Origin of the sequence: Mycolicibacterium komossense (genome assembly GCF_025822605.1) — a bacterium.
In the GTDB taxonomy this organism is placed as follows: Bacteria; Actinomycetota; Actinomycetes; order Mycobacteriales; family Mycobacteriaceae; genus Mycobacterium; species Mycobacterium komossense.
Genome location: NZ_JACKTY010000024.1, coordinates 1 through 21,588, shown reverse-complemented (window position 1 = coordinate 21,588; position 21,588 = coordinate 1). Strand labels below are relative to the sequence as shown.

General features: G+C 64.3%; 21 protein-coding genes. 17 read left to right on the top strand and 4 right to left on the bottom strand.

Going from position 1 to position 21,588, the window contains the following annotated elements:
- Positions 1 to 152: 152 nt before the first annotated feature.
- Genes H7J73_RS10525 through H7J73_RS10490 form a run of 8 tightly spaced genes read left to right on the top strand, consistent with a single transcriptional unit; the run spans position 153 to position 9,591 of the window.
- A complete protein-coding gene (locus tag H7J73_RS10525; protein ID WP_264067295.1) occupies positions 153 to 920 on the top strand; it encodes an MlaE family ABC transporter permease in 768 nt (255 codons plus the stop codon).
- The gene (locus tag H7J73_RS10520; RefSeq protein WP_264067294.1) at positions 917 to 1,774 is read left to right on the top strand and encodes an ABC transporter permease; all 858 of its coding nucleotides are present in this window, start codon (positions 917 to 919) and stop codon (positions 1,772 to 1,774) included. The genes H7J73_RS10525 and H7J73_RS10520 overlap by 4 nt, the downstream gene beginning before the upstream one ends.
- Positions 1,775 to 1,776: 2 nt before the next feature.
- Positions 1,777 to 3,240, top strand: a complete 1,464-nt coding sequence (locus H7J73_RS10515) for an MCE family protein (RefSeq protein WP_264067293.1) — start codon at positions 1,777 to 1,779, stop codon at positions 3,238 to 3,240.
- 43 nt (positions 3,241 to 3,283) lie between these two features.
- On the top strand, positions 3,284 to 4,312 hold the full coding sequence (locus H7J73_RS10510; protein ID WP_264067292.1) for an MCE family protein: 1,029 nt from the start codon (positions 3,284 to 3,286) through the stop codon (positions 4,310 to 4,312).
- 26 nt (positions 4,313 to 4,338) lie between these two features.
- Complete coding sequence (locus H7J73_RS10505; protein ID WP_264067375.1) at positions 4,339 to 5,676, top strand: MCE family protein; 1,338 nt, start codon at positions 4,339 to 4,341, stop codon at positions 5,674 to 5,676.
- Positions 5,673 to 6,980 (top strand): MCE family protein, encoded by a 1,308-nt coding sequence (locus tag H7J73_RS10500; RefSeq protein ID WP_264067291.1) that lies wholly within the window; start codon positions 5,673 to 5,675, stop codon positions 6,978 to 6,980. Before H7J73_RS10505 ends, H7J73_RS10500 begins: the two co-directional genes overlap by 4 nt.
- 11 nt (positions 6,981 to 6,991) lie before the next feature.
- A complete protein-coding gene (locus H7J73_RS10495) occupies positions 6,992 to 8,116 on the top strand; it encodes an MCE family protein (RefSeq protein ID WP_308207406.1) in 1,125 nt (374 codons plus the stop codon).
- Between the two features lie 2 nt (positions 8,117 to 8,118).
- Positions 8,119 to 9,591 (top strand): MCE family protein, encoded by a 1,473-nt coding sequence (locus tag H7J73_RS10490; RefSeq protein WP_264067290.1) that lies wholly within the window; start codon positions 8,119 to 8,121, stop codon positions 9,589 to 9,591.
- Positions 9,592 to 9,606: 15 nt separating this feature from the next.
- Here H7J73_RS10490 and mntR read toward each other — a convergent pair whose 3' ends face one another.
- Entirely contained in the window at positions 9,607 to 10,326 is a 720-nt protein-coding gene (gene mntR / locus H7J73_RS10485) for a manganese-binding transcriptional regulator MntR (RefSeq protein ID WP_264067289.1), read from the bottom strand.
- 80 nt (positions 10,327 to 10,406) lie between these two features.
- Here mntR and H7J73_RS10480 point away from each other — a divergent pair, with 80 nt between their 5' ends.
- From H7J73_RS10480 to H7J73_RS10455, 6 genes are all read left to right on the top strand, one after another.
- Positions 10,407 to 11,381, top strand: coding sequence for a bifunctional riboflavin kinase/FAD synthetase (locus H7J73_RS10480; protein ID WP_264067288.1), 975 nt, complete (start codon positions 10,407 to 10,409; stop codon positions 11,379 to 11,381).
- A gap of 147 nt (positions 11,382 to 11,528) precedes the next feature.
- Positions 11,529 to 11,798, top strand: a complete 270-nt coding sequence (gene rpsO / locus H7J73_RS10475; protein ID WP_264067287.1) for a 30S ribosomal protein S15 — start codon at positions 11,529 to 11,531, stop codon at positions 11,796 to 11,798.
- Positions 11,799 to 11,839: 41 nt separating this feature from the next.
- Entirely contained in the window at positions 11,840 to 12,346 is a 507-nt protein-coding gene (gene lppU / locus H7J73_RS10470) for an LppU family putative lipoprotein (RefSeq protein ID WP_435405465.1), read from the top strand.
- Between the two features lie 334 nt (positions 12,347 to 12,680).
- Positions 12,681 to 14,954 (top strand): polyribonucleotide nucleotidyltransferase, encoded by a 2,274-nt coding sequence (locus tag H7J73_RS10465; RefSeq protein ID WP_264067285.1) that lies wholly within the window; start codon positions 12,681 to 12,683, stop codon positions 14,952 to 14,954.
- Between the two features lie 22 nt (positions 14,955 to 14,976).
- On the top strand, positions 14,977 to 16,278 hold the full coding sequence (locus H7J73_RS10460) for a M16 family metallopeptidase (RefSeq protein ID WP_264067284.1): 1,302 nt from the start codon (positions 14,977 to 14,979) through the stop codon (positions 16,276 to 16,278).
- A 4-nt stretch (positions 16,279 to 16,282) separates the two neighbouring features.
- Complete coding sequence (locus H7J73_RS10455; protein ID WP_264067283.1) at positions 16,283 to 17,299, top strand: nitronate monooxygenase; 1,017 nt, start codon at positions 16,283 to 16,285, stop codon at positions 17,297 to 17,299.
- Here the strand turns inward: H7J73_RS10455 and H7J73_RS10450 are convergent.
- Positions 17,296 to 17,850, bottom strand: a complete 555-nt coding sequence (locus H7J73_RS10450; protein WP_264067282.1) for a DUF4334 domain-containing protein — start codon at positions 17,848 to 17,850, stop codon at positions 17,296 to 17,298. The genes H7J73_RS10455 and H7J73_RS10450 overlap by 4 nt on opposite strands.
- Before the next feature lie 106 nt (positions 17,851 to 17,956).
- Here H7J73_RS10450 and H7J73_RS10445 point away from each other — a divergent pair, with 106 nt between their 5' ends.
- Complete coding sequence (locus H7J73_RS10445) at positions 17,957 to 18,757, top strand: VOC family protein (protein ID WP_264067281.1); 801 nt, start codon at positions 17,957 to 17,959, stop codon at positions 18,755 to 18,757.
- 20 nt (positions 18,758 to 18,777) lie between these two features.
- Here H7J73_RS10445 and ald read toward each other — a convergent pair whose 3' ends face one another.
- Positions 18,778 to 19,893, bottom strand: coding sequence for an alanine dehydrogenase (ald, locus tag H7J73_RS10440; protein WP_264067280.1), 1,116 nt, complete (start codon positions 19,891 to 19,893; stop codon positions 18,778 to 18,780).
- A gap of 119 nt (positions 19,894 to 20,012) precedes the next feature.
- On the opposite strand from ald, the gene aldR reads away from it, so the two are divergent.
- Entirely contained in the window at positions 20,013 to 20,504 is a 492-nt protein-coding gene (gene aldR / locus H7J73_RS10435) for an HTH-type transcriptional regulator AldR (RefSeq protein WP_276031142.1), read from the top strand.
- On the opposite strand, the gene H7J73_RS10430 is transcribed toward aldR, so the two are convergent.
- Positions 20,428 to 20,949 (bottom strand): UCP032817 domain-containing protein, encoded by a 522-nt coding sequence (locus H7J73_RS10430; protein ID WP_264067278.1) that lies wholly within the window; start codon positions 20,947 to 20,949, stop codon positions 20,428 to 20,430. The two genes, aldR and H7J73_RS10430, sit on opposite strands and share 77 nt — an antisense overlap.
- 75 nt (positions 20,950 to 21,024) lie before the next feature.
- Between H7J73_RS10430 and H7J73_RS10425 the strand changes: the two genes are divergently transcribed.
- Positions 21,025 to 21,324: a hypothetical protein gene (locus H7J73_RS10425; protein WP_264067277.1), complete on the top strand. Its 300-nt coding sequence runs from the start codon at positions 21,025 to 21,027 to the stop codon at positions 21,322 to 21,324.
- Positions 21,325 to 21,588 lie beyond the last annotated feature (264 nt).

Below are 21,588 nucleotides of genomic sequence, written 5' to 3'. Positions count from 1 at the left end.
GAGCCGGATCACTGTAACCCCGGCCAGGTGGACACGTCGCCGGAGAGGGACATGGTCGGTTGATGCCAATTACTGTGAGCGGGCGACGAGTCGTCCGGGGATGCCGAAACTTTCAGGCCCGTCCCACGCCGACGCGGCGGACGGTGCGCTAGATGGTGTCGACCGGTATCGCCGCCAAGCCGTTTCGGGGCTTCGGCGGCTTCGTCGCAATGGCACTGGACACGTTCGTGTGCTTGTTCCGGGGACCGTTTGCCTGGCGTGAGTACCTGTTGCAGACGTGGTTCGTTGCGCGGGTGTCGTTGGTGCCGACTCTGTTCTTGTCGGTCCCGTTCACAGTGTTGACGGTGTTCACCTTCAACGTGTTGTTGGTGGAGTTCGGGGCGGCCGACTTCTCCAGGACCGGCGCGTCGCTGGGGACGGTGAATCAGACGGGTCCGATCGTGACGGTGCTGGTGGTCGCCGGTGCCGGCGCGACGTCGATGTGTGCCGATTTGGGGGCGCGCACGATCCGTGAGGAGCTCGACGCACTACGGGTGATGGGGATCAATCCCATCCAGACGCTGGTGGTACCGCGGGTGCTCGCCGCCACCACCGTCGCCTTGCTGCTGTCATCGCTGGTGATCCTGGTCGGATTGGCCGGCGGATTCTTCTTCTCGGTGTACTTCCAGCACGTCACGCCTGGTGCCTTTGTCGCGGGGATGACCTTGATCACCGGGCTCAGCGATGTCTTGGTGGCTTTGATCAAGGCCACCCTTTTCGGCCTGACCGCCGGCCTGATTGCCTGCTACATGGGCACATCGGTCGGTGGTGGCCCCGCTGGGGTGGGTAACGCAGTCAACGAGACCGTGGTGTTCTCCTTCGTCGCCCTGTTCGTGATCAACGTGATTGTCACCGCCGTTGGCTTCCAGGTGACGCCATGAGCGTGGGATCGTCTGTGGCGCTGAAACTTCCACGCACCGCTAGAGCGGGACGAGGCATCGTCGATGGCATCGAACGGATCGGCGGACAGGCGCAGTTCTACGCCAAGACGGTGCTGTCCATCGGTGATGCGCTCACCCGGTACACCGGCGAACTGATCCGGCTGATTGCCCAGATGAGTCTGGGTACAGGTGCATTGGTGATGATCGGTGGCACCACCGCGATCGTGGGATTCCTGACGCTGTCGACCGGCGCGCTGGTCGCGGTGCAGGGCTACAACCAGTTCTCTCAAGTGGGTGTCGAAGCGCTGATCGGATTCGCCTCGGCGTTCTTCAACGTGCGACTGATCGCGCCGTTGACCGCTGGTATCGCGATGGCAGCCACCATTGGTGCGGGCGCGACCGCGCAGATCGGTGCGATGCGGATCAGCGAGGAGATCGACGCGCTGGAAGTGATGGGTATCCGCTCGGTGGCCTACCTGGCCTCGACGCGGGTGGCTGCGGGGGTCGTCGTGGTCATCCCGGTGTACTGCGTGGCGGTGATGGCGTCGTTCTTCGCCGCCCGGTTCGGCACCACTGTCTACTACGGGCAGTCTGCCGGTGTCTACGACCATTACTTCTACACGTTTCTCTCCACGACAGATCTGTTGTGGTCCTTCGTGCTCGCTCTCGTGATGGCGGTGGTGATCATGCTGGTGCACACCTATTACGGCTACAACGCAACCGGCGGTCCGGCCGGTGTCGGTGAGGCGGTGGGTCGGGCCGTACGCACGTCGATGATCTCCGCCTCGGTGGTGGTGCTGTTTGTTTCGCTGGCCATTTATGGCCAGACCGGCCACTTCAACTTGGCGGGTTGAGCATGGCGGCGACGAGATGGGGTGAAAGCCGAGCGTCCCGGCTCTGGTCGGCGCTCGCGCTGGTGGTCGTGATCGTGGCGTTCGTCTACGTGACGATGGGCGCGTTCAACAAGAGTTTCAGTTCCTTCGTTCCAGTCACGTTGGTTTCGGACCGGGCGGGACTGGTTATGGAGGTCGGCGCAAAAGTTAAGATGCGCGGCGTGCAGGTCGGCGAGGTCGGCACCATCACCGGCGGCAACACTCCAGTTACGTTGAAGCTGAATCTGTTCCCCGACCAATTGAAATTCATTCCAGCCAACGTCGCCGCCCGCATTCAGGCCACCACCATCTTTGGTGCCAAATACGTAGAGCTGGTGTACCCGGCAGATCCCAGTGCGACGCGCCTGGCCTCAGGTGCGGTCTTGCAATCGGACAATGTCAGCACCGAGGTCAACACGGTGTTCGAGAACCTGGTGGGTCTGCTCAACCAGGTCGATCCCGCGAAGCTCAACGCAATCCTGTCTGCGCTCGCACAAGGCGTCCGTGGGCAGGGCGAGCGCATCGGCGAAGCCAGCACGGGGCTCAATGAGGTTTTGCTGCAACTAAATCCGCGATCTGAGACCATTAGGGCCGACTTTCGCTCACTCAAGGGTTTCGCTGACACTTACAGTGCGTCGGCGCAGAACATCCTCGCAACCCTGGACGCGGCGAACACCACCAGCGATACCGTCAACCGGCAAGCCAAGCAGCTGGACGCCTTGCTGCTCAACATCACCGGTTTCGCCAACAGCGGTGTCAATCTGCTTGCGCCGAACCGTGACAACTACATTCGGGCGATTAACGACCTGCAATCCACGACATCGCTGCTGAACAAGTATAATCCGGAATACACCTGCCTTTTGGTCGGCGCGAAGACGCTGCTCGATACCGGTTATCCCGGTATTACCGGAGGGGACAACGGCAAGTCTCTGGTCGTGGACGCCGCACTGCTGTTCGGCAAGGACCAGTACCGCTACCCCGAGAATCTGACCATCATCGGCGCGAAGGGTGGACCCGGTGGAAAGCCGGGCTGCGGCTCGCTACCCGATGTCGCGAAGAACTTTCCGGTCCGCGACCTGGTGACCAACACGGGGTGGGGTACCGGGGTGGATATCCGGCCCAATCCGGGAATCGGACGCCCGTTCTACACCGATCTGTTCCCCGCCACCCGGGGCGTACCCCAACCTCCGACGCTGCGCGGACAGGATCGGGGTCCTGCGCCAGGTCCCATTCCTTACCCGCGTGCTCCGGCCTACGGCGCCCCGATGTACGCCCCCGACGGCACCCCGCTCTACCCGGGGCTACCGCCGGCGCCCCCACCCGGTCTGCCGAGGGAACCAGGGCCGCCACCGCCGGGGGCGGATCCATTCGTGGTCCCCAATCCTGCAGAAGTCCAGCCCGATCCACCGGCCACCCCGCTGCCGGTGCCGGCATCACCCTCACCGTGATCGGCACGACGTTGCCAGGCGACGACCGCCAGGGAAGGACGCAATGAAAGACAACCTGTCCGGTGCTGTTGCGCGCCTGAGTGTCTTCGTCGTGGTCTGCTTGTTGGGAACCTTTGCGCTGCTGGCGATATACGCGCAGTTCCGTTTCGAGGACGGTAAGACCTATACAGCGGTGTTCAAGAATGTCAGCGGGCTGGCAGGAGGAAACTTCGTCCGAGTAGCCGGTGTCGAAGTGGGTAAGGTCACCCACATTTCGGTCAACGCCGACAGCACCGCATCGGTGGAGTTCACCGCCAATGATCGGGTCTTCCTGACCGATGGCAGCCGCGCCGCCATCCACTACGACAACCTGATCGGCGGGCGGTATCTCGAGTTGCTCGAGGGGGCGGGGGGCACCAAACGGCTGCCCGAACACGCCACTATCGGTTTGGATCACACCTCCCCGGCGCTTGACTTGGACGCATTGATCGGCGGCTTCCGCCCGCTGTTTCGCGCCTTGGACCCCAACCAGGTCAACGCGTTATCTGGCGAGCTCATCTCCGCTTTCCAAGGCCAAGGTGCTTCCATTGGTTCGTTCTTGACCCAGACAGCGGCACTGACCAGCACGCTGGCCGACCGCGATCAGTTGATCGGGCAGGTAGTCGTCAACCTCAACACCGTGCTCGGCTCACTGGCAGGCCAGGGCGACCAGTTCGCCAAGGCAGTGGATTCGCTATCGTCTCTGGTCGGCGGGCTGGCGGCTCGCAAACAGGATCTCAGCAACGGACTGGCCTACACCAACGCGGCCGCAGCGTCCATCACCGACTTACTGACCCAAGCCCGTGCCCCGTTCAAGGAAACGGTGACCCAGACCGATCGGGTGGCGGCGACGGTGCTAGGCGATAAGGACTTCTTCGACGACTTCCTCAACACCCTGCCCGACGCTTACAAGGTCCTCGGCCGCCAGGCACTGACTGGTGACTACTTCAGCTTCTACATGTGCGACATCGTGCTCAAGGTCAACGGAAAGGGTGGACAACCCGTGTACGTCAAACTGGCGGGCCAAGATACGGGCAGGTGCACCCCGCGATGAAGAAGCCTTTCGGCAACCGGGAACCGATGAAGCCGTTCGCCGAGCGCAATCCCGTCGTGCTCGGTGTCATCGGTGCCGTCGTGCTGGCGGCACTGGTCATCGGTGCTCTCCAGTTCCGCACCGTTGTGTCATATGCCCAGGGACGCACCTACTCGGCGAGTTTCGCCGACGCGGGCGGCTTGAAAACCGGTGCAGCAGTGCAGGTTGCTGGTTTCAAGGTGGGTGAGGTCAAGAGCATCTCGCTGCAGGATGCACACGCCCTGATCACTTTTGACATCGATGACAACATCCGAGTCGGCGATCGTTCCGAGGCGGCAATCAAGACCAAGGCGCTTCTGGGCTCCAAGGTGCTCGAAGTGACTCCGATCGGGGACGGCACGCAACAAGGTACGATTCCGCTCGCGCGAACCACCTCGCCGTATCAGCTGCCTGATGCGCTCGGAGACCTCTCGGCGACCATCAGCGGCCTCAACACCGGTCAGCTGTCCAGCTCGCTGACCGTGCTGTCGCAGACCTTCGCCGACACCCCGCCCCAGCTGCGGGCGGCGTTGGACGGAGTTGCGCGCTTCTCCCAAACCCTCGACGAACGCGACGCGCAGCTACGGTCGTTGCTGGGCAATGCCAGCAAGGCCACGGGCATTCTGGCTCAGCGCAGCGATGAGATCGTCAGCCTGGTCGCCAATACCAACGCCCTGTTGGTTCAGCTGGAAAGTCAAAGCAGCGCACTGGATCAGCTCTCTAGCAACTTCTCGGCGCTCAGTAAGCAGATCACGGGATTGATCGCCGACAATCGCACTACGCTCAAGCCTGCCCTGGATCGGCTCAACGGTGTGCTCACGATCGTCGATAACCGCAAGACAAGGATCCAAGAGGCACTGAAGGGTTTGCGCGATTACGCGACCTCGCTGGGGGAGTCGGTGGGGTCGGGCCCCTTCTTCAAGGCCTACCTTGCCAACTTGCTGCCCGGCCAGTTCGTGCAGCCGTTCATCGATGCCGCGTTTTCCGATCTCGGTCTCGATCCCAACGTGCTGCTCCCGTCGCAGCGCGTCGACCCGCAGGTCGGGCAGCCCGGCACGCCGGCACTGCCGGTGCCGTACCCGCGGACTGGCCAGGGAGGCGACCCGAAACTGACACTGCCCGATGCGATCACCGGCAATCCAGGGGACCCAGGCTGTGGGCCGGCTGGCTTACCGCTGCCAGGTCCGACCGGTTGTTATCCCTACCGGGAGCCGCTGCCCGCGCCCCCGCCTGGTGGTCCGCCGCCCGGCCCACCCGCCGACGTCGCGCCGGCGTCCACCCCCACGCCGGTGCTTTCTCTGGCGCCCGGTGAGGTGCCCCCCGCCAGCCCGGAGGCAGGCCAGTGAGAATCCGCAGCCGACGCCTCGGCTTGGCCGCCGTGCTGATCGTCAGCCTCGTCGCTGGATTCGTCGTAATCCTGCGCGGTGGAGCCGATCTCGGCATCGGCCGCACCCATCTGGTTGCCTACTTCGACAACAGCAACGGCATCTTCGTCGGCGACGAAGTGCGCATCGTAGGTGTCCCCGTCGGGGTGATCGACAAGATCGAACCGCAGCCGATGCAGGTCAAGATCAGCTTCTCCCTCGACGACACATACAAGGTCCCCGCCGATGCCAAGGCAGTGATCCTGTCGCCGTCGCTGGTCACTTCCCGTGCGATCCAACTGACCCCGCCCTACACCTCGGGGCCCGTGATGGCCGATAACACCGTGATCGGGCGAGATCGCACCGCGGTACCCGTGGAATTCGACGACTTCCGCCAGCAGTTGCAGAAACTCAACGATGCTCTGCAGCCGACCGAGCCGGGCGGTGTCAGCCCACTCGGTGCGTTGGTCAACACGACCGCCGACAATCTGCGTGGCCAAGGCGCCACCATTCGCGACACCATCGTCAAGCTTTCCCAAGCGATCTCGGCGCTGGGCGATCACAGTGACGACCTCTTCACCACTCTGAAAAACCTGTCGCTGCTGGTTTCGGCGCTGCAAGGCTCCAGCGACCTGCTCGCTCAACTCAATCAGAATCTCGCGTCCGTCACCAATCTTGTCGCCAACGACCCCAACGAGGTGGGCAATGCCGTGCACGACCTCGGTGATCTGGCTGGGCAATTGGCCGGATTCGTCAACGACAACCGCGAATCACTGGGTATCACCGCCGATAAGCTGGCCTCGGTGTCCCAAGCGCTGCATGACAGCATCCCCGACATCAAGGAAGTTCTCCACGTTGCGCCTCCGACGTTCCAGAACTTCCTGAACATTTACCAGCCCGCTCAGGGCACGCTGACCGGGGCGCTGTCAGTCAACAACTTTCAGAACCCAATCACATTCCTGTGCGGGGCCATTCAGGCCGCATCGCGACTAGGTGCCGAGCAATCGGCGAAACTATGCGCGCAATACCTGGCGCCGATCATCAAGAATCGCCAGTTCAATTTCCCTCCGATCGGGATGAACCCTCTGGCCGGCGCGATGGCCCGGCAGAACGAGGTGACCTTCAGCGAGGACTGGATGCGTCCGGACTACGTTCCGCCCCAGGCTCCGATCCAGCCACCACCAAGTGAAACGCCGGCAGCCGCGGAAGCACCGGCGCAGTCCCCGCCCATCGACCCCGCGTCTGGTTTGACTGGGATGATGGTTCCAGCCGGAGGCGGCCAGTGAGCGTCCCTCGTGTGCGCACGAAGACCGCCGGAATCGTCATCGCGGCGGCGGTGGCGACCACTTCGGGCTGCGGTTGGCATGGCCTGAACTCCCTGTCGTTGCCGGGTACCGCCGGTGGCGGTCCGGGCGCTTTCACCATCACCGCCGAGTTGCCCAATGTCACCAATCTTCAACCTAATTCCCGCGTTCAGGTGGGCGATGTGACCGTCGGCAACGTCACAAGCGTGGACATGCAGGGGTGGCACGCACTGCTGACGATGTCCCTCGACGGCGATGTGGACCTGCCTGCCAACGCGACAGTCAAACTGGGTCAAACCAGCTTGTTCGGTTCCCTCCACATCGAACTCGCACCCCCGACGAATATCCCACCAGAAGGCAAACTGCACGAGGGTTCGTTGATCCCGCTGTCTGCCGCTGGAACCTTCCCGAGCACCGAGCAGACGCTGGCGGCGATCTCTATGGTGCTCAACGGCGGGGGAGTGGGCCAAATACAAGACATCACCGAAGCCTTCAGCACGGCCTTCGCCGGCCGCGCCGACGACTTGCGTAGCTTGATCGGGCAACTCGACACCTACGTCGGATACCTCAACGATCAAAAAGACGACATCATCGCCGCAGCCGACAGTCTCAACAACCTCGTGGACCAGATCGCCGCGCAAAAGCCGGTCGTCGACAAGGCCCTGCGGACCATTCCCGATGCGCTCGCAGTGCTCGACGACCAACGCCAGAACATTGCCGACGCCATCACCCAACTGGGCCAATTCTCCGCACTCGCAACTGACACGACCAACCAGACGAAGAGCGCCCTGGTGCGTGAGCTCTCCGACATCGCCCCGGTGCTCAAGTCGTTGGCCGACGCAGGCCCCGCGTTGACTCGCGCCTTGAGCGTGCTGCCCACCTTCCCGTTCCCCAAGGAGCAGTTGACCACGTGGATGCGCGGTGACTACGCCAACCTGACTGCGGTCATCGACCTGACACTGAGCCGGCTGGACTCGTCGTTCTTCACCGGCACCCGGTTCGAGGGCAACCTCACCGAGCTCGAACTGCAGTGGGGTCGCACCATCGGGCAGCTGCCCAGCCCCTACACCGCGGGAAATCCGCTGGTGGTTCCATACCATATGGATCAGGGGTCGTAGGCGTGTACCTGCCCAAGCGTGTCGCCATCCAAATTGCCATCTTCACCACCGGCACCCTGGTCGCCGTGTCGGTGATGGCGTTCCACTATATGGGCCTGCCCAACTATCTGTTCGGAGTCGGGCACTACCGGGTCACACTGCATCTACCCGCCGCCGCCGGCCTCTACTCCAGCGGCAACGTCACCTACCGGGGCACTGAAGTCGGCCGCGTGGAAAGCGTCGGGTTGACCAACACTGGCGTCGACGCGATCCTGTCGCTGGATTCCAGCGTGCCGATCCCCGCCGACCTGGACGCCGAGGTCCACAGCCAAACCGCGGTCGGTGAACAGTTCGTCGCCCTGCGGCCCCGAAGCGGCAGCGGGCCGATGCTCAAGAACGGTGATGTCATCCCCGAGGATCGGGCTTCCATCCCGCCGGACGTCAATTCTCTTCTGGCCGCGACCAATCGAGGCATTCAGGCCATTCCCCACGACAATCTCAAGACGGTCATCGACGAGGGTTACACCGCTGTCGGCGGCCTCGGACCGGAGTTGTCGCGGCTGGTCAAAGGAACCACCACGCTGGCCATCGATGCGCGCAAGAACCTCGACGCGCTGATCACCCTGACTGATCGATCCCAACCCGTGCTGGACTCTCAGACCAATTCCGCGGACTCCATCGCGGCCTGGGCGGCCAACATTGCGACGGTCACCACGGAACTCAAGACTCAGGATCCAGCGGTAGGGAGGCTGTTGACCGACGGGCCCGGCGCCGCGGACGCCACCCGCGGCCTGCTCGACCGTCTCCAGCCATCGCTACCGGTATTACTGCACAACCTGGTGGGACTCGACCAAGTCGGCATGACCTACAACAACAACCTCGAACAGCTTCTGGTGCTACTCCCACAGGGCATTTCGATTCTGCAGGGCGCCGGCCTGGCCAACAGAAACACCAAACAGGCCTATCGGGGCGGTTACCTGTCCTTCAACCTCAATCTCAACCTACCGCCGGCGTGTCTCACCGGTTTCTTGCCGCCGCAGCAGCAGCGCGTTCCCACCGACGTGGACTATCCGCCGCGGCCAGAGGGCAATTTGTACTGCCGCGTGCCCCAGGATTCGCCGTTCAATGTCCGTGGTGCGCGCAATATTCCGTGTGAGACCAAACCCGGAAAACGTGCACCCACCGCTGCGATGTGTGAAAGCGACGAGAACTACGTCCCGCTCAACGACGGCTACGCCTGGAAGGGCGACCCCAACGCCACCCTGTCCGGGCAGCCCGTTCCACAGCTCCCGCCGGGGACGCCGGATCCCGCCGCGGCTGCGCCCACAATGGCACCGGCGGCAGCAGCGCCACCGCCGATCGCAGTTGCCCAGTACGACCCGAACACCGGCACGTACGTCGGGCCTGATGGACGGACCTATCGGCAGACCGACCTGGCTCGCGACGCCGACCCGCATCAGTCCTGGCAGGATCTGATGCTGCCGCCACAGGGATAACGGTCGCGAAAGCCGTCAGCTGCAGGGAACGATCCAGATCGCCTGTGCGGCAGGACTTCCCAGCTCGACCGTCTTGGGCTCGGTATCGGCGTCGTTGTCATGTCCGATCGAGACCGACACCGTGCCGGCGAAATCGCGCCTGGCCAACACCGTCAGGTGCGAATCCAGGGCGATGCCCACATCGTCGAAGTACCGCAGCATTTCCGGGTCGGCGTCGCTGATCCGAGCGACCGCGCCGTGGTCGCCGTCGGCACAAACGGCCAGCTGCTGGGCCGGCGGTGTCGGCACCTGACCGTCGAGATCGGGGATCGGGTCGCCATGCGGGTCCCGCTGCGGGTAGCCCAGTTTGGCGTCGATCCGGGCCATCATCAGATCGGAGACGGCGTGCTCGAGTACCTCGGCCTCGTCGTGCACCTCGTCCCAGCTGTAACCGAGCTCGCTGACCAGGAAGGTCTCCAACAGCCGGTGTCTGCGGACCACCGAGATGGCGGCGCGGCGGCCCCGTTCGGTGAGGGTGACGGCGCCGTACTTCGCGTGGTCGACCAGGCCCTGATCGGCGAGCTTGCGGATGGATTCCGACGCGGTGCTGGCCGACACGCCGATGCGTTCGGCGAGCATCTTTGTGCTGACTTTTTCCAGGGACCATTCTTGGGCCGTCCAGATCGTCTTCAGGTAGTCCTGTGCGACGGTCGACAAATCGTGTACCCCGAGATCGGGACCGCCATCAGGACTCACACACCAAAGTTTAGGCAATCATCACCTGATCCGGGGATCTCACGCGGCTCACGGTGCGGCGGCACCGTAGGCTTGGGCCCGTGCAGCGGTGGCGGGGACAGGACGAGATCCCCTCAGACTGGGGCAGGTGCGTGCTCACCATCGGCGTGTTCGACGGTGTGCACCGTGGACATGCCGAGTTGATCACGGGTGCCGTCAAGGCGGGTAGATCCCGCGGTATCCCGACGGTGTTGATGACCTTCGACCCCCACCCGATGGAAGTGGTCTTTCCCGGCAGCCACCCCGCACAGCTGACGACGCTGACCCGCCGCGCGGAGCTCGCCGAGGAACTCGGGGTCGATGTGTTCCTGGTGATGCCGTTCACCACCGACTTCATGAAGCTCACGCCTGAGCGCTACATCCACGAGCTGCTGGTGGAGAACCTGCACGTCGTCGAGGTGGTGGTCGGCGAGAATTTCACGTTCGGCAAGAAGGCGGCCGGAAACGTCGCGATGCTGCGCAGAGCCGGCGAGCGCTTCGGCTTTGCAGTGGAGGCGATGTCGTTGGTCGCCGAACATCATCATTCCGAAACCGTGACGTTCTCCTCGACCTACATCCGCTCCTGCGTGGACGCCGGCGATGTGGTGGCTGCCGCCGAGGCGCTGGGCCGCCCGCACCGCGTCGAAGGCGTCGTAGTGCGCGGCGACGGCCGGGGCAGGGTGCTCGGTTTCCCGACTGCCAATGTGGCGCCCCCCATGTACTCGGCGATACCTGCCGACGGCGTGTATGCCGCCTGGTTCACTGTGCTCGGGCACGGTCCGGTGATGGGTACCGTCATCCCTGGCGAGCGCTACCAGGCTGCGGTCTCCGTCGGCACCAATCCGACCTTCTCGGGGCGGACCCGCACAGTCGAGGCGTTCGTGCTGGATACCGCCGCCGACCTGTACGGCCAGCACGTCGCCGTCGACTTCGTCGCGCGGATCCGCGGTCAGGAGAAGTTCGGATCCGTCGAGGACCTGGTGGCGGCCATGGACCGGGATACCGAAAAGGCCCGTGGGATTCTTGCTGCTCAGTAGGCAGTCGCCACCCGCACGATTTCGGCTCGGCGGGCTGCACTGATAACATTTCGGCTCGAAACGACGTGTGCTGCAGTTCGCGGCGGCCGCGTCGGTCTTCTTGTCAGAAGGCCTTACTGATCGCGGACCTATCGATGGAGTGAATTCGTGGCGCTTACCGCCGAGCAGAAAAAAGACATCCTGGGCCAGTACGGCCTGCATGACACCGACACCGGTTCGCCCGAGGCGCAGGTCGCACTGCTGACCAAGCGGATCTCCGATCTGACCGAGCACCTCAAGCTCCACAAGCACGACCACCACTCGCGCCGCGGTCTGCTGCTGCTCGTCGGTCGTCGTCGCCGACTGCTCAAGTACGTCGCGCAGGTCGACGTCGCGCGTTATCGCTCGTTGATCGAGCGCCTGGGCCTGCGTCGCTGACTCGGGCTCTTGCCCTTTTAGTGATGCCCCGCCGCGCTGCCCTGACATCAGGCCTAGGGACCACGGCGGTCGCTTCTTTCGTGGTCCTCGGGCTCAGCGGGTGCTCTGGGTTATTGAGCAACATCGGTGCCGGACCTGATCTGAAGGTAGGGGACTGCCTCAAGGTCAGCGGCCCGGTCGACAGGCCCGAGGCCACCAAGGCGGACTGCGGTAGCACCGTTTCGAATTTCAAGGTGGCTGCCGTTGTCGCGAAAAGTAACCAGTGTCCCACCGACGTGGATTCGTACTATTCGCAGAGCAGCACCTTCACCCCCGAATCCACCACCGTCTGTCTGGACATCGACTGGTTGGTCGGGGGCTGCATGAGTGTCGACCCCGAGAACGATCGAGATCCGTATCGGGTCGACTGTGCGGATTCTGGGGCGGCGAACCGGCAGCGCGCCACCCAGGTGCTGGCCGGGGTGGCCAGCGTCGACCAGTGTGCCAGCGGACTCGGCTACGCCTACGACGAGCGACAGTTCACGGTATGTGTCGAGAACGTAGCCTGATCGTCGCCGGACACGGCGTGTCCCTGCCGCGTTGACCTGCCCGAATGCCGGGATTCCAAACCTCCCGGTGTACAGTGGGGCTGTTCTGAGCCTTACTGGCTCGAACGTACCGGTGCGGTTCGGGCATACCCGCGCGACCGTTCCTGTGCGTCACCCGCATTTCCGGGGAGATGGCCTCATTGTGGGCGGTCTTCGGTAGTGGCTGCCGGGCCCCTGCAAGGGAGGGTCGGCCGCTTCGATCGACGGCCGTAGCCGCATTGATGGATCCCTTGGTTCTGCGCGTGACGACGCGAAACAGCTGAACAGTGAATCTAGAGAGGCATCGCGGACATCTATGTCTGTAGCTGAAATTGACGAAGGCGTGTTCGAATCGACCGCCATCATCGAGAACGGGAGCTTCGGCACCCGCACCATCCGTTTCGAGACCGGCCGGCTCGCACAGCAAGCCGCCGGAGCTGTCGTCGCCTACCTCGACGACGACACCATGTTGCTGTCGGCGACCACCGCCAGCAAGCAGCCCAAAGACCATTTCGACTTCTTCCCGCTGACGATCGACGTCGAAGAGCGCATGTACGCCGCGGGACGCATCCCGGGGTCGTTCTTCCGGCGTGAGGGCAGGCCGTCCACCGACGCGATCCTGACCTGTCGCCTGATCGACCGGCCACTGCGGCCGACGTTCATCTCCGGTCTGCGTAACGAGATCCAGGTTGTCGTCACGGTCCTGAGCCTCGATCCCAAGGATCTCTACGACGTACTGGCGATCAATGCCGCCTCGGCGTCCACCCAGATCTCGGGTCTCCCGTTCTCCGGCCCGGTCGGCGGCGTGCGCGTCGCACTGATCAACGGCCAGTGGGTCGCCTTCCCGACTGTCGAGCAGCTCGAAGGCGCCGTGTTCGACATGGTGGTCGCGGGTCGTAAAGCCGGTGACGACGTTGCCATCATGATGGTCGAGGCCGAAGCCACCGAGAACGTGATCGAGCTGATCGCCGGCGGTGCCGGTGCGCCGACGGAAAGTGTTGTCGCAGAAGGCCTTGAGGCCGCCAAGCCGTTCATCGCCGCGCTGTGCACCGCGCAGGAAGAGCTCGCCACCGCCGCGGGCAAGGAGACCGCCGACTACCCGGTGTTCCCCGATTACCAGGACGACGTCTACTACTCGGTGGCCTCCGTGGCGACCGAGCAGCTGGCGCAGGCCCTGACCATCTCGAGTAAGGCCGAGCGCGACGCGCGCACCGACGAGCTCAAGGTCGAGGTGCTGGAGCGCCTGGGCGAGACCTATGCGGGTCGCGAGAAGGAGATCGGCGCCGCCTACCGGTCGCTGACCAAGAAACTGGTCCGCCAGCGCATCTTGACCGATCACTTCCGCATCGACGGCCGCGGCATCACCGATATCCGCGCCCTGTCGGCCGAGGTGGCCATCATCCCGCGGGCGCACGGCAGCGCGTTGTTCGAGCGTGGCGAGACCCAAATTATGGGCGTCACCACCCTCGACATGGTCAAGATGGCTCAGCAGATCGACTCGCTGGGACCGGAAAAGTCCAAGCGCTACATGCATCACTACAACTTCCCGCCGTATTCGACCGGTGAGACCGGCCGCGTCGGTTCGCCCAAGCGGCGCGAAATCGGCCACGGCGCGCTCGCCGAGCGGGCCCTGGTGCCGGTGCTGCCGAGTGTCGAGGAGTTCCCGTACGCCATCCGCCAGGTGTCGGAGGCGCTGAGCTCCAACGGCTCGACGTCCATGGGATCGGTCTGCGCGTCCACCCTGTCGCTGCTGAACGCCGGTGTGCCGCTCAAGGCCCCCGTCGCCGGTATCGCCATGGGTCTGGTGTCTGACGACATCGAAGTTGACGCGGGAGACGGCACCAAGAAACTGGAGCGTCGCTTCGTCACGCTGACCGACATCCTCGGCGCCGAAGATGCCTTTGGCGACATGGACTTCAAGTGTGCAGGCACCAAGGACTTCGTCACGGCGCTGCAGCTGGACACCAAGCTCGACGGTATCCCGTCGCAGGTGCTGGCCGGGGCGTTGGCGCAGGCCAAGGATGCCCGGATCACCATCCTCGAGGTGATGGCCGAGGCCATCGACGCCCCCGACGAGATGAGCCCGCACGCGCCGCGTGTCACGGCCATCAAGGTGCCGATCGACAAGATCGGTGAGGTCATCGGGCCCAAGGGCAAGATGATCAACTCGATCACCGAGCAGACCGGCGCGTCGATCTCCATCGAGGACGACGGCACCGTGTTCGTTGGCGCCACCGACGGTCTGTCGGCGCAGGCGGCGATCGACATGATCAACGCGATCGCGAACCCGCAGCTGCCCAAGGTCGGCGAACGGTTCCTCGGCACAGTCGTCAAAACCACTGATTTTGGCGCCTTCGTTTCCTTGTTGCCCGGTCGTGACGGCCTGGTCCACATCTCGAAGTTGGGCCGCGGCAAGCGGATCAACAAGGTCGAGGACGTGGTCAAGGTCGGCGACAAGCTGCGCGTCGAGATCGCCGATATCGACAACCGCGGCAAGATCTCGCTGGTGCTCGTCGCCGAGGAAGGTGAGGCCGCAGAGCCGTCTCAGCCCGAAGCGGCTCCAGCCGAGGCCGCGACCGCTGACGCGTAACAACTACACCCGCGGCAGGGTGGTGCAGGCGACGCAGGAGCAATCCGGCGTCCGTCGCACCACCCTGCCGGGGGGTTTGCGCATCGTCACCGAGTTCGTCCCATCGGTGCGTTCGGCATCCGTCGGTGTCTGGGTCGGCGTCGGATCGCGCGACGAAGGCCCGACTGTGGCCGGCGCCGCGCATTTCCTGGAACACCTCCTGTTCAAGTCGACGCCGACGCGCACAGCAGTCGACATGGCGCGGTCCATGGACGCCGTCGGTGGCGAACTCAACGCGTTCACCGCCAAAGAGCACACCTGCTACTACGCGTATGTGCTGGACACCGATCTCGCACTGGCCGTGGATCTGGTGGCCGATGTGGTGCTCAACGGGCGTTGCGCGGCCGAGGACGTCGAAGTCGAGCGTGATGTGGTGCTCGAAGAGATCGCGATGCGCGACGACGATCCCGAGGACACTCTCGGGGACGTGTTCCTGTCGGCGATGTTCGGCGACCACCCGGTGGGTCGCCCCGTCATCGGCAGTGTCGAGTCGATCGAGGGGATGACCCGGACCCAGCTGCATTCGTTCCATCAGCGTCGTTACACCCCCGAGCGGATGGTCGTCGCGGTCGCCGGAAACATCGACCACGACGAGGTCGTCGCGCTGGTGCGCGAGCATTTCGCCGCCCGTCTGGTGCGCGGCCTGAAACCGCAGAAGCCGCGCAAGGGCACCGGCCGGGTCGGCGGCGAGCCGATGCTGGAGTTGGTCAACCGCGATGCCGAACAGACGCACATGCTGCTCGGCGTGCGTGCCCCCGGACGGCACTGGCAGCACCGCTGGGCACTGTCCGTCCTCAACTCTGCTCTCGGTGGTGGCCTGAGTTCCCGCCTGTTCCAACAGATTCGAGAGACTCGCGGGTTGGCGTACTCGGTGTACTCGACGATGGACACCTTCTCTGACAGTGGTGCGTTCTCGGTCTATGCCGCGTGCCTGCCTGAGCGCTTCAGTGAAGTTGTCTCCGTGACCACCGAGGTGCTGGGAACCGTAGCCCGCGACGGCATCACCGAAGACGAATGCCGGATCGGCAAGGGCTCGTTGCGGGGTGGACTGGTGCTGGGCCTGGAGGACTCCGGTTCACGGATGAACCGGATCGGTCGTAGCGAGCTCAACTATGGTGAGCACCGCACGCTGGAGCGCACCCTCGCGCAGATCGACGCTGTTACCGTCGACGAGGTCAATGCGGTCGCCCGTAAGCTGCTGACCAAGTCCTACGGCGCCGCGGTGCTGGGCCCATATTCTTCGAAACGTAAACTGCCGCAACCACTTCAGTCCATTACGAAGTAGCCGGATGGTGTTCGACGTTCGTGATCTCGCCCTCCCCATCGTCGGTGCGCCGATGGCGGGCGGACCGAGTACCCCGCAGTTGGCCGCGGCGGTCGGTGCTGCGGGCGGACTCGGATTTCTCGCCGCCGGGTATCTGAGTGCGGAGCGGTTCGATACCGATATCGCTGCGGCCCGCGCCGCCGGTGGGGGCCCACTCGGGGTCAACCTCTTCGCTCCCGGCCCGAGCCTCGCTGTTACCGAGGAACTGACGCGCTACCGTGCACTGCTGCAGCCGCTGGCCGAGCACTACCTGGCCGAGCTGGGCACCCCGCATGCCGACGATGACGCTTGGCGAGCGAAGCTGGACGTGGTCGCTGACACCCGACCGGAGGTGGTGTCGTTCACCTTCGCCTGCCCCGAACCTGCTGTCCTGAAGTGGTTTCGCGACTTGGGCATCTTGACCTTGGTCACGGTGACGACATCGGCAGAGGCGCAGATCGCCGTCGAGGCGGGTGCCGATGGACTGATCGCCCAGGGCCCGAAAGCGGGCGGCCACCGCGGTACGTTCGACCCGGGTGCTGTTCCCGCAGATCAGTCGCTGGAGGATCTGCTCGACGCGGTGTCCGGTCTGAGCTTGCCGGTGATCGTCGCCGGCGGACTGGCCACCGCCGATGACGTCAGCGCCATCTTGCGCCGCGGTGCCGTCGCCGCGCAGGTTGGCACCGCGCTGCTACTGGCGGACGAGGCCGGCACCAACGTCGCGCACCGCGCTGCGCTGGCAAGCCCTGACTTCACCGAAACTGTTGTCACGCGGGCATTCTCGGGCCGCTACGCCCGTGGTCTGCGTAACGATTTCACCAGGCGTTTCGACGAGGTGGCGCCGTTCGGCTACCCGGAGGTGAACCAGATGACGTCGCCGATGCGGAAGGCCGCGGTGGCGGCCGGTGATCCGCACGGGACAAACCTGTGGGCCGGAACGGCGTTCGGTCTGACGAAAGCGGGTCCCGCCGCCGAAATCGTTGCCGAGCTCGCAGGGGACTAGAGCACTCGCACCGAGTCGTCGCGTTTCAGGACGAAGAAGTACGGCTTGCGGGAGCCACGCAGGTCCATCGCGCCGATCACGGTCTGATCGTCGATCCTGCGGAAGACATCGTTGATCGGTAGCTGGTCGTACACCATCGTCGCGGTGTCCTTACCGCGGTAGCGGGTGGTGCGCAGTCGTGCCTTGGGGCGGCGGGTGGCCAGGAGCGGGCGCAGGGCGGCGATCGGCCGCTCGAAGGACCAGTCCTTCACCAGTGGAATCTTGCTCGCCACGCCGATTCCTCCGAAGGCAAGTATCGGGTTGAGTGCCCACAGCGCAGTGGTGTCACTGGTCGGGAACAGCAGCGGGTGCACGGTCTCCGCGTCGACGAACTGCTTACCCCACCAGCCGCTGGCCTCCAGGAAGCCGTCCAGCGGATGTCCGGTCGGAATTTCGGCGCCGTGCCACGTACCGATCATGAATTCCGGCTCGACGGGGTCGGCCGCGTCGAACACGGTCAAGGCCTCTGCGGTGGTGGTGGGCGTCGCGATGGTCAGCGCGTCAGCTGTCATGGCCCCAGCTTACTTGACAGGTGTCAAGTTTGGTCAAGCGCGATGAATTTCCGTGGAGTCTGAGGTCTGTAGTGGTAGATCGTCCAAACGCCGAAAGGAAGCAGTTGTGAGCGACTACGCAGCCCCCGTCGGGGCTCCCATCTGGTTCGACTTGATGAGCAGTGCGCCCGCGCGGGCTGCGGAGTTCTACCGCGCGATCTTCGGATGGGAGGTCGAGGGGCCGCCGCAGGAGGAGTTCGGCGGCTACCAGAACTTCACCAGGAACGGTAAACGCGTGGCGGGCATCGCGCCGACCATGCCCGAAGCCGGCGGCGCGTCCGACATCTGGTCGGTGTATCTCCATACCGGCGATGCAGCCGACACCGTGGCAGTCGCGGAGGCGGCCGGGGCGTCGGTGATGGTGCCGCCCATGCCGATCGGCGATCTAGGGTCGATGATGGTTCTCACCGATCCGGCGGGTGCAGTCATCGGGTTCTGGCAACCCGGCAGCCATGTCGGCTTCACGGAGTGGGGCGAGCATGGCACGCCCTACTGGTTCGAATGCCAGAGCAAAGATTTCGACGCCTCGGTCGCGTTCTATCAGAGCGTCATCGGTGCGCGGATCGAGGAGATCGGCACCGGCGGCGACCCTGAAGTCGTCGGGCCGGACCGTTACGGTCAGGTCTTCGTCGGCGAGAGCGCGTACTCGGGAATTATGGACGCCGCCAAGCTTTTTCCCCCGGAGGTGCCGTCGTTCTGGCAGGTGTACATCACCGTCGACGACGTCGACGAGACTGTGAAACTCGCGGAATCGCTGGGAGCCGAGATCGTGATGCCCGGTGAGGTCACTCCATACGGAACCCTCGCTGCGATCCGGGATCCGCTCGGAGCGCTGATCTGCCTTGGCCATCCGCCGGCCGGCAGGTAAACCACCGGCCGGCGGGTCTATCAGGCCAGCAGAGCTGTTGGATCCGTGAACGGCATGTCGAGGTCGGCGGCCACCTGCTCGGACAGCAGCTCGCCCTGATGGGTGGACAGGCCCTTGGCCAGTGCGGCATCAGCCTGGCATGCCGCGCGCCAGCCCTGGTCGGCCAGCTTGAGGACATACGGCATGGTCGCGTTGGTCAGCGCGAACGTCGACGTACGCGGCACGGCCCCAGGCATGTTCGCGACGCAGTAGAACACGGTGTCGTGCACGGCGAAGGTCGGGTCGTCGTGCGTGGTGGGACGGGAGTCCTCGAAACAGCCGCCCTGGTCGATCGCGATATCGACCAACACCGCACCCGACTTCATATTTGCGACGGTCGCGTTGGTGACCAACTTGGGCGCCTTGGCCCCGGGCACCAGGACAGCGCCGATCACGAGGTCCGCGCGTTTGACGGCGTCCTCGAGCTCCAGCGTCGAGGAGTAGCGGGTTTCGATGTTGCCGCTGAACTCACCGTCGATCTTGCGCAGGGTGTTGACGTTGAGATCGAAAACCGTGACGTGGGCGCCCATGCCGCTCGCGACGCGCGCGGCGTTGTAGCCGGCCATCCCGCCACCGATGACGACAACTTCGGCCGGCGCGACACCGGGGACACCGCCCATCAGAACGCCCCGGCCGCCCTGGCTGCGCATCAGATGGTAGGCGCCGACCTGTGCGGATAGCCGGCCGGCGACCTCGCTCATCGGGGCCAGCAGGGGCAGCGCGCCGTCTGCGGTCTGGACGGTTTCGTAGGCGATCGAGGTGGTGCGAGATGCCAGGAGCGCATCGGTACACGGCTTGGACGCCGCTAGGTGCAGGTAGGTGAAGAGCGTCTGGCCTTCACGCAGCCGCGAATATTCTTCGGCGATAGGTTCTTTGACCTTCAGCAGAAGGTCGGCCTGGGTCCAGACCTCGTCTGCTGTGTTGACGATCTCGGCGCCGGCGGCCTTGAAATCAGTGTCGGAAATGGCGGAACCGTCACCGGCGCCGGCCTGGATGACCACGTCATGTCCACGGCGGGTCAGTTCGGCGACACCGGCCGGGGTGATGGCCACCCGAAATTCGTTGTTCTTGATCTCGGTCGGGATGCCGACGCGCATGATCTCTCCTAGATATCGTCTGTGGGTTGCGTTAAGTGTGAAGAAATGTCGACAACTAGGCAATATGTTTGATGATGATTCGTTAAAGTTGGATTGTGAACGAAGAATCGACAGGATCGATGGCGCGTATCCCGCCTGCGTCGAAGGATGTTCGGACGACGGATATTGACGACGTCGACCGCAGAATTCTGACGATCCTGCACAGCGATGCCCGCATCTCCAACAGTGCACTCGCCGATAGCGTGGGGATCGCACCATCGACGTGCCACGGCAGGCTGCGGCGGCTGCAAGAGCTCGGGGTGATCCGCGGGTTCTACGCCGATATCGACCCGTCTGCGATCGGGCTGTCGCTGCAAGCGATGATCTCGGTCAGTCTGCAGTCCAATGCCCGTGGGAAGATCCGCAGTTTCATCCAGCAGATCCGGCGCAAACCGCAGGTGATGGACGTCTACTTCCTGGCTGGGGGTGACGACTTCATCCTGCACGTCGCCGCCCGCGACACCGACGATCTACGAAAGTTCGTGGTGGACAACCTCAACGCTGATGCGGACGTCGCCGGTACCCAGACATCGCTGATCTTCGAGCACCTACGGGGAGCATCTCCGCTGTAATGGCGGTCTGAATCTGCGCGACCCTGTCTGCGGCGATGCCCCATGGGTCCTCCACGCCGACGCGGTGGTCGAGGTCCCATAGCACGCACGGCTCGCCAGGGGCCGCGACCATCGACCACGCCACGATCGTCCGGCGCAGCTGCTCGTCGGCCGAATCGTGAGCTGCGGGGATATCTTGTGGGGTGCCGCCGTCCGGATGGTGGTGGAGAAACCGTCCGTACGCTGCCTCGCAGAACGCGGAATACTGTGCGGTGCAGAGGATCAGGCCGTGCCATGCCTCGTCCACCGCGTGCGAGGGCATCCCGATCACCTGGCCGTCCCGTAACGCAGGCGCGCAGCATCGGAGCCATTGTCGTAAACCAGTCTCGACAAGTGAGCGCGGTTGCCATGGGCAACTCTTGAAGACCACCGGCGGCAATTCCAGCTCTGCCACCGCGGCGGACATTCGATCGAAGTCAGGCCCCCTACGCCGCACAGAGTCAACTTTAGGCGGTATCAGTGGCCGGGTAGGGTCTTGTTCATGGGTGGGGGCTCAATCTGGATAGCAATCGGCATCGTGGTGGCGGTCCTGGCGCTGGCCGTCTTCGTATTGGTGTGGCGCGCCCTGGGTGAGGCGAAGAGACAGGCCACAAAGCGGCGCAAGATCTGGGCCGCCGGGACGGCGGCCGGGGTCGGCCTCTACGGCAGTGGTGGCAGCAGCTGCGGTGGTGGAGGCGGCGGCGGAACGAGTTGTGGTGGCGGGTCCGGTCATTGCGGCGGGAGTAGCTGTGGCGGCGGCGGCGGCTGTGGTGGTGGTGGCTGCGGCGGAGGTGGCGGGTAAGCGTCGCAGTGCGATCGAATTGCCTTGCGCTGGAACAGCTTTCTTTGTGGCGCATGTTGATGTCGCGGCCATGCTGAAGTCCCCGCTGGGTCACCGGGGAATCGACCAGGGCGGCGTGGAGCGTTAGGGGACGTCCTCGTCGTTTGGTGTGTTCCTGTGCTGCCGGCTGAGGAGTCGGTCGGGGTGGTGGTAGGCGTTGGTGGTGTGTTGGCCGGTGTCGAGGTGGGGTGGGGGTAGCCATTCGGTGGTGCACTTCGGTGTGGT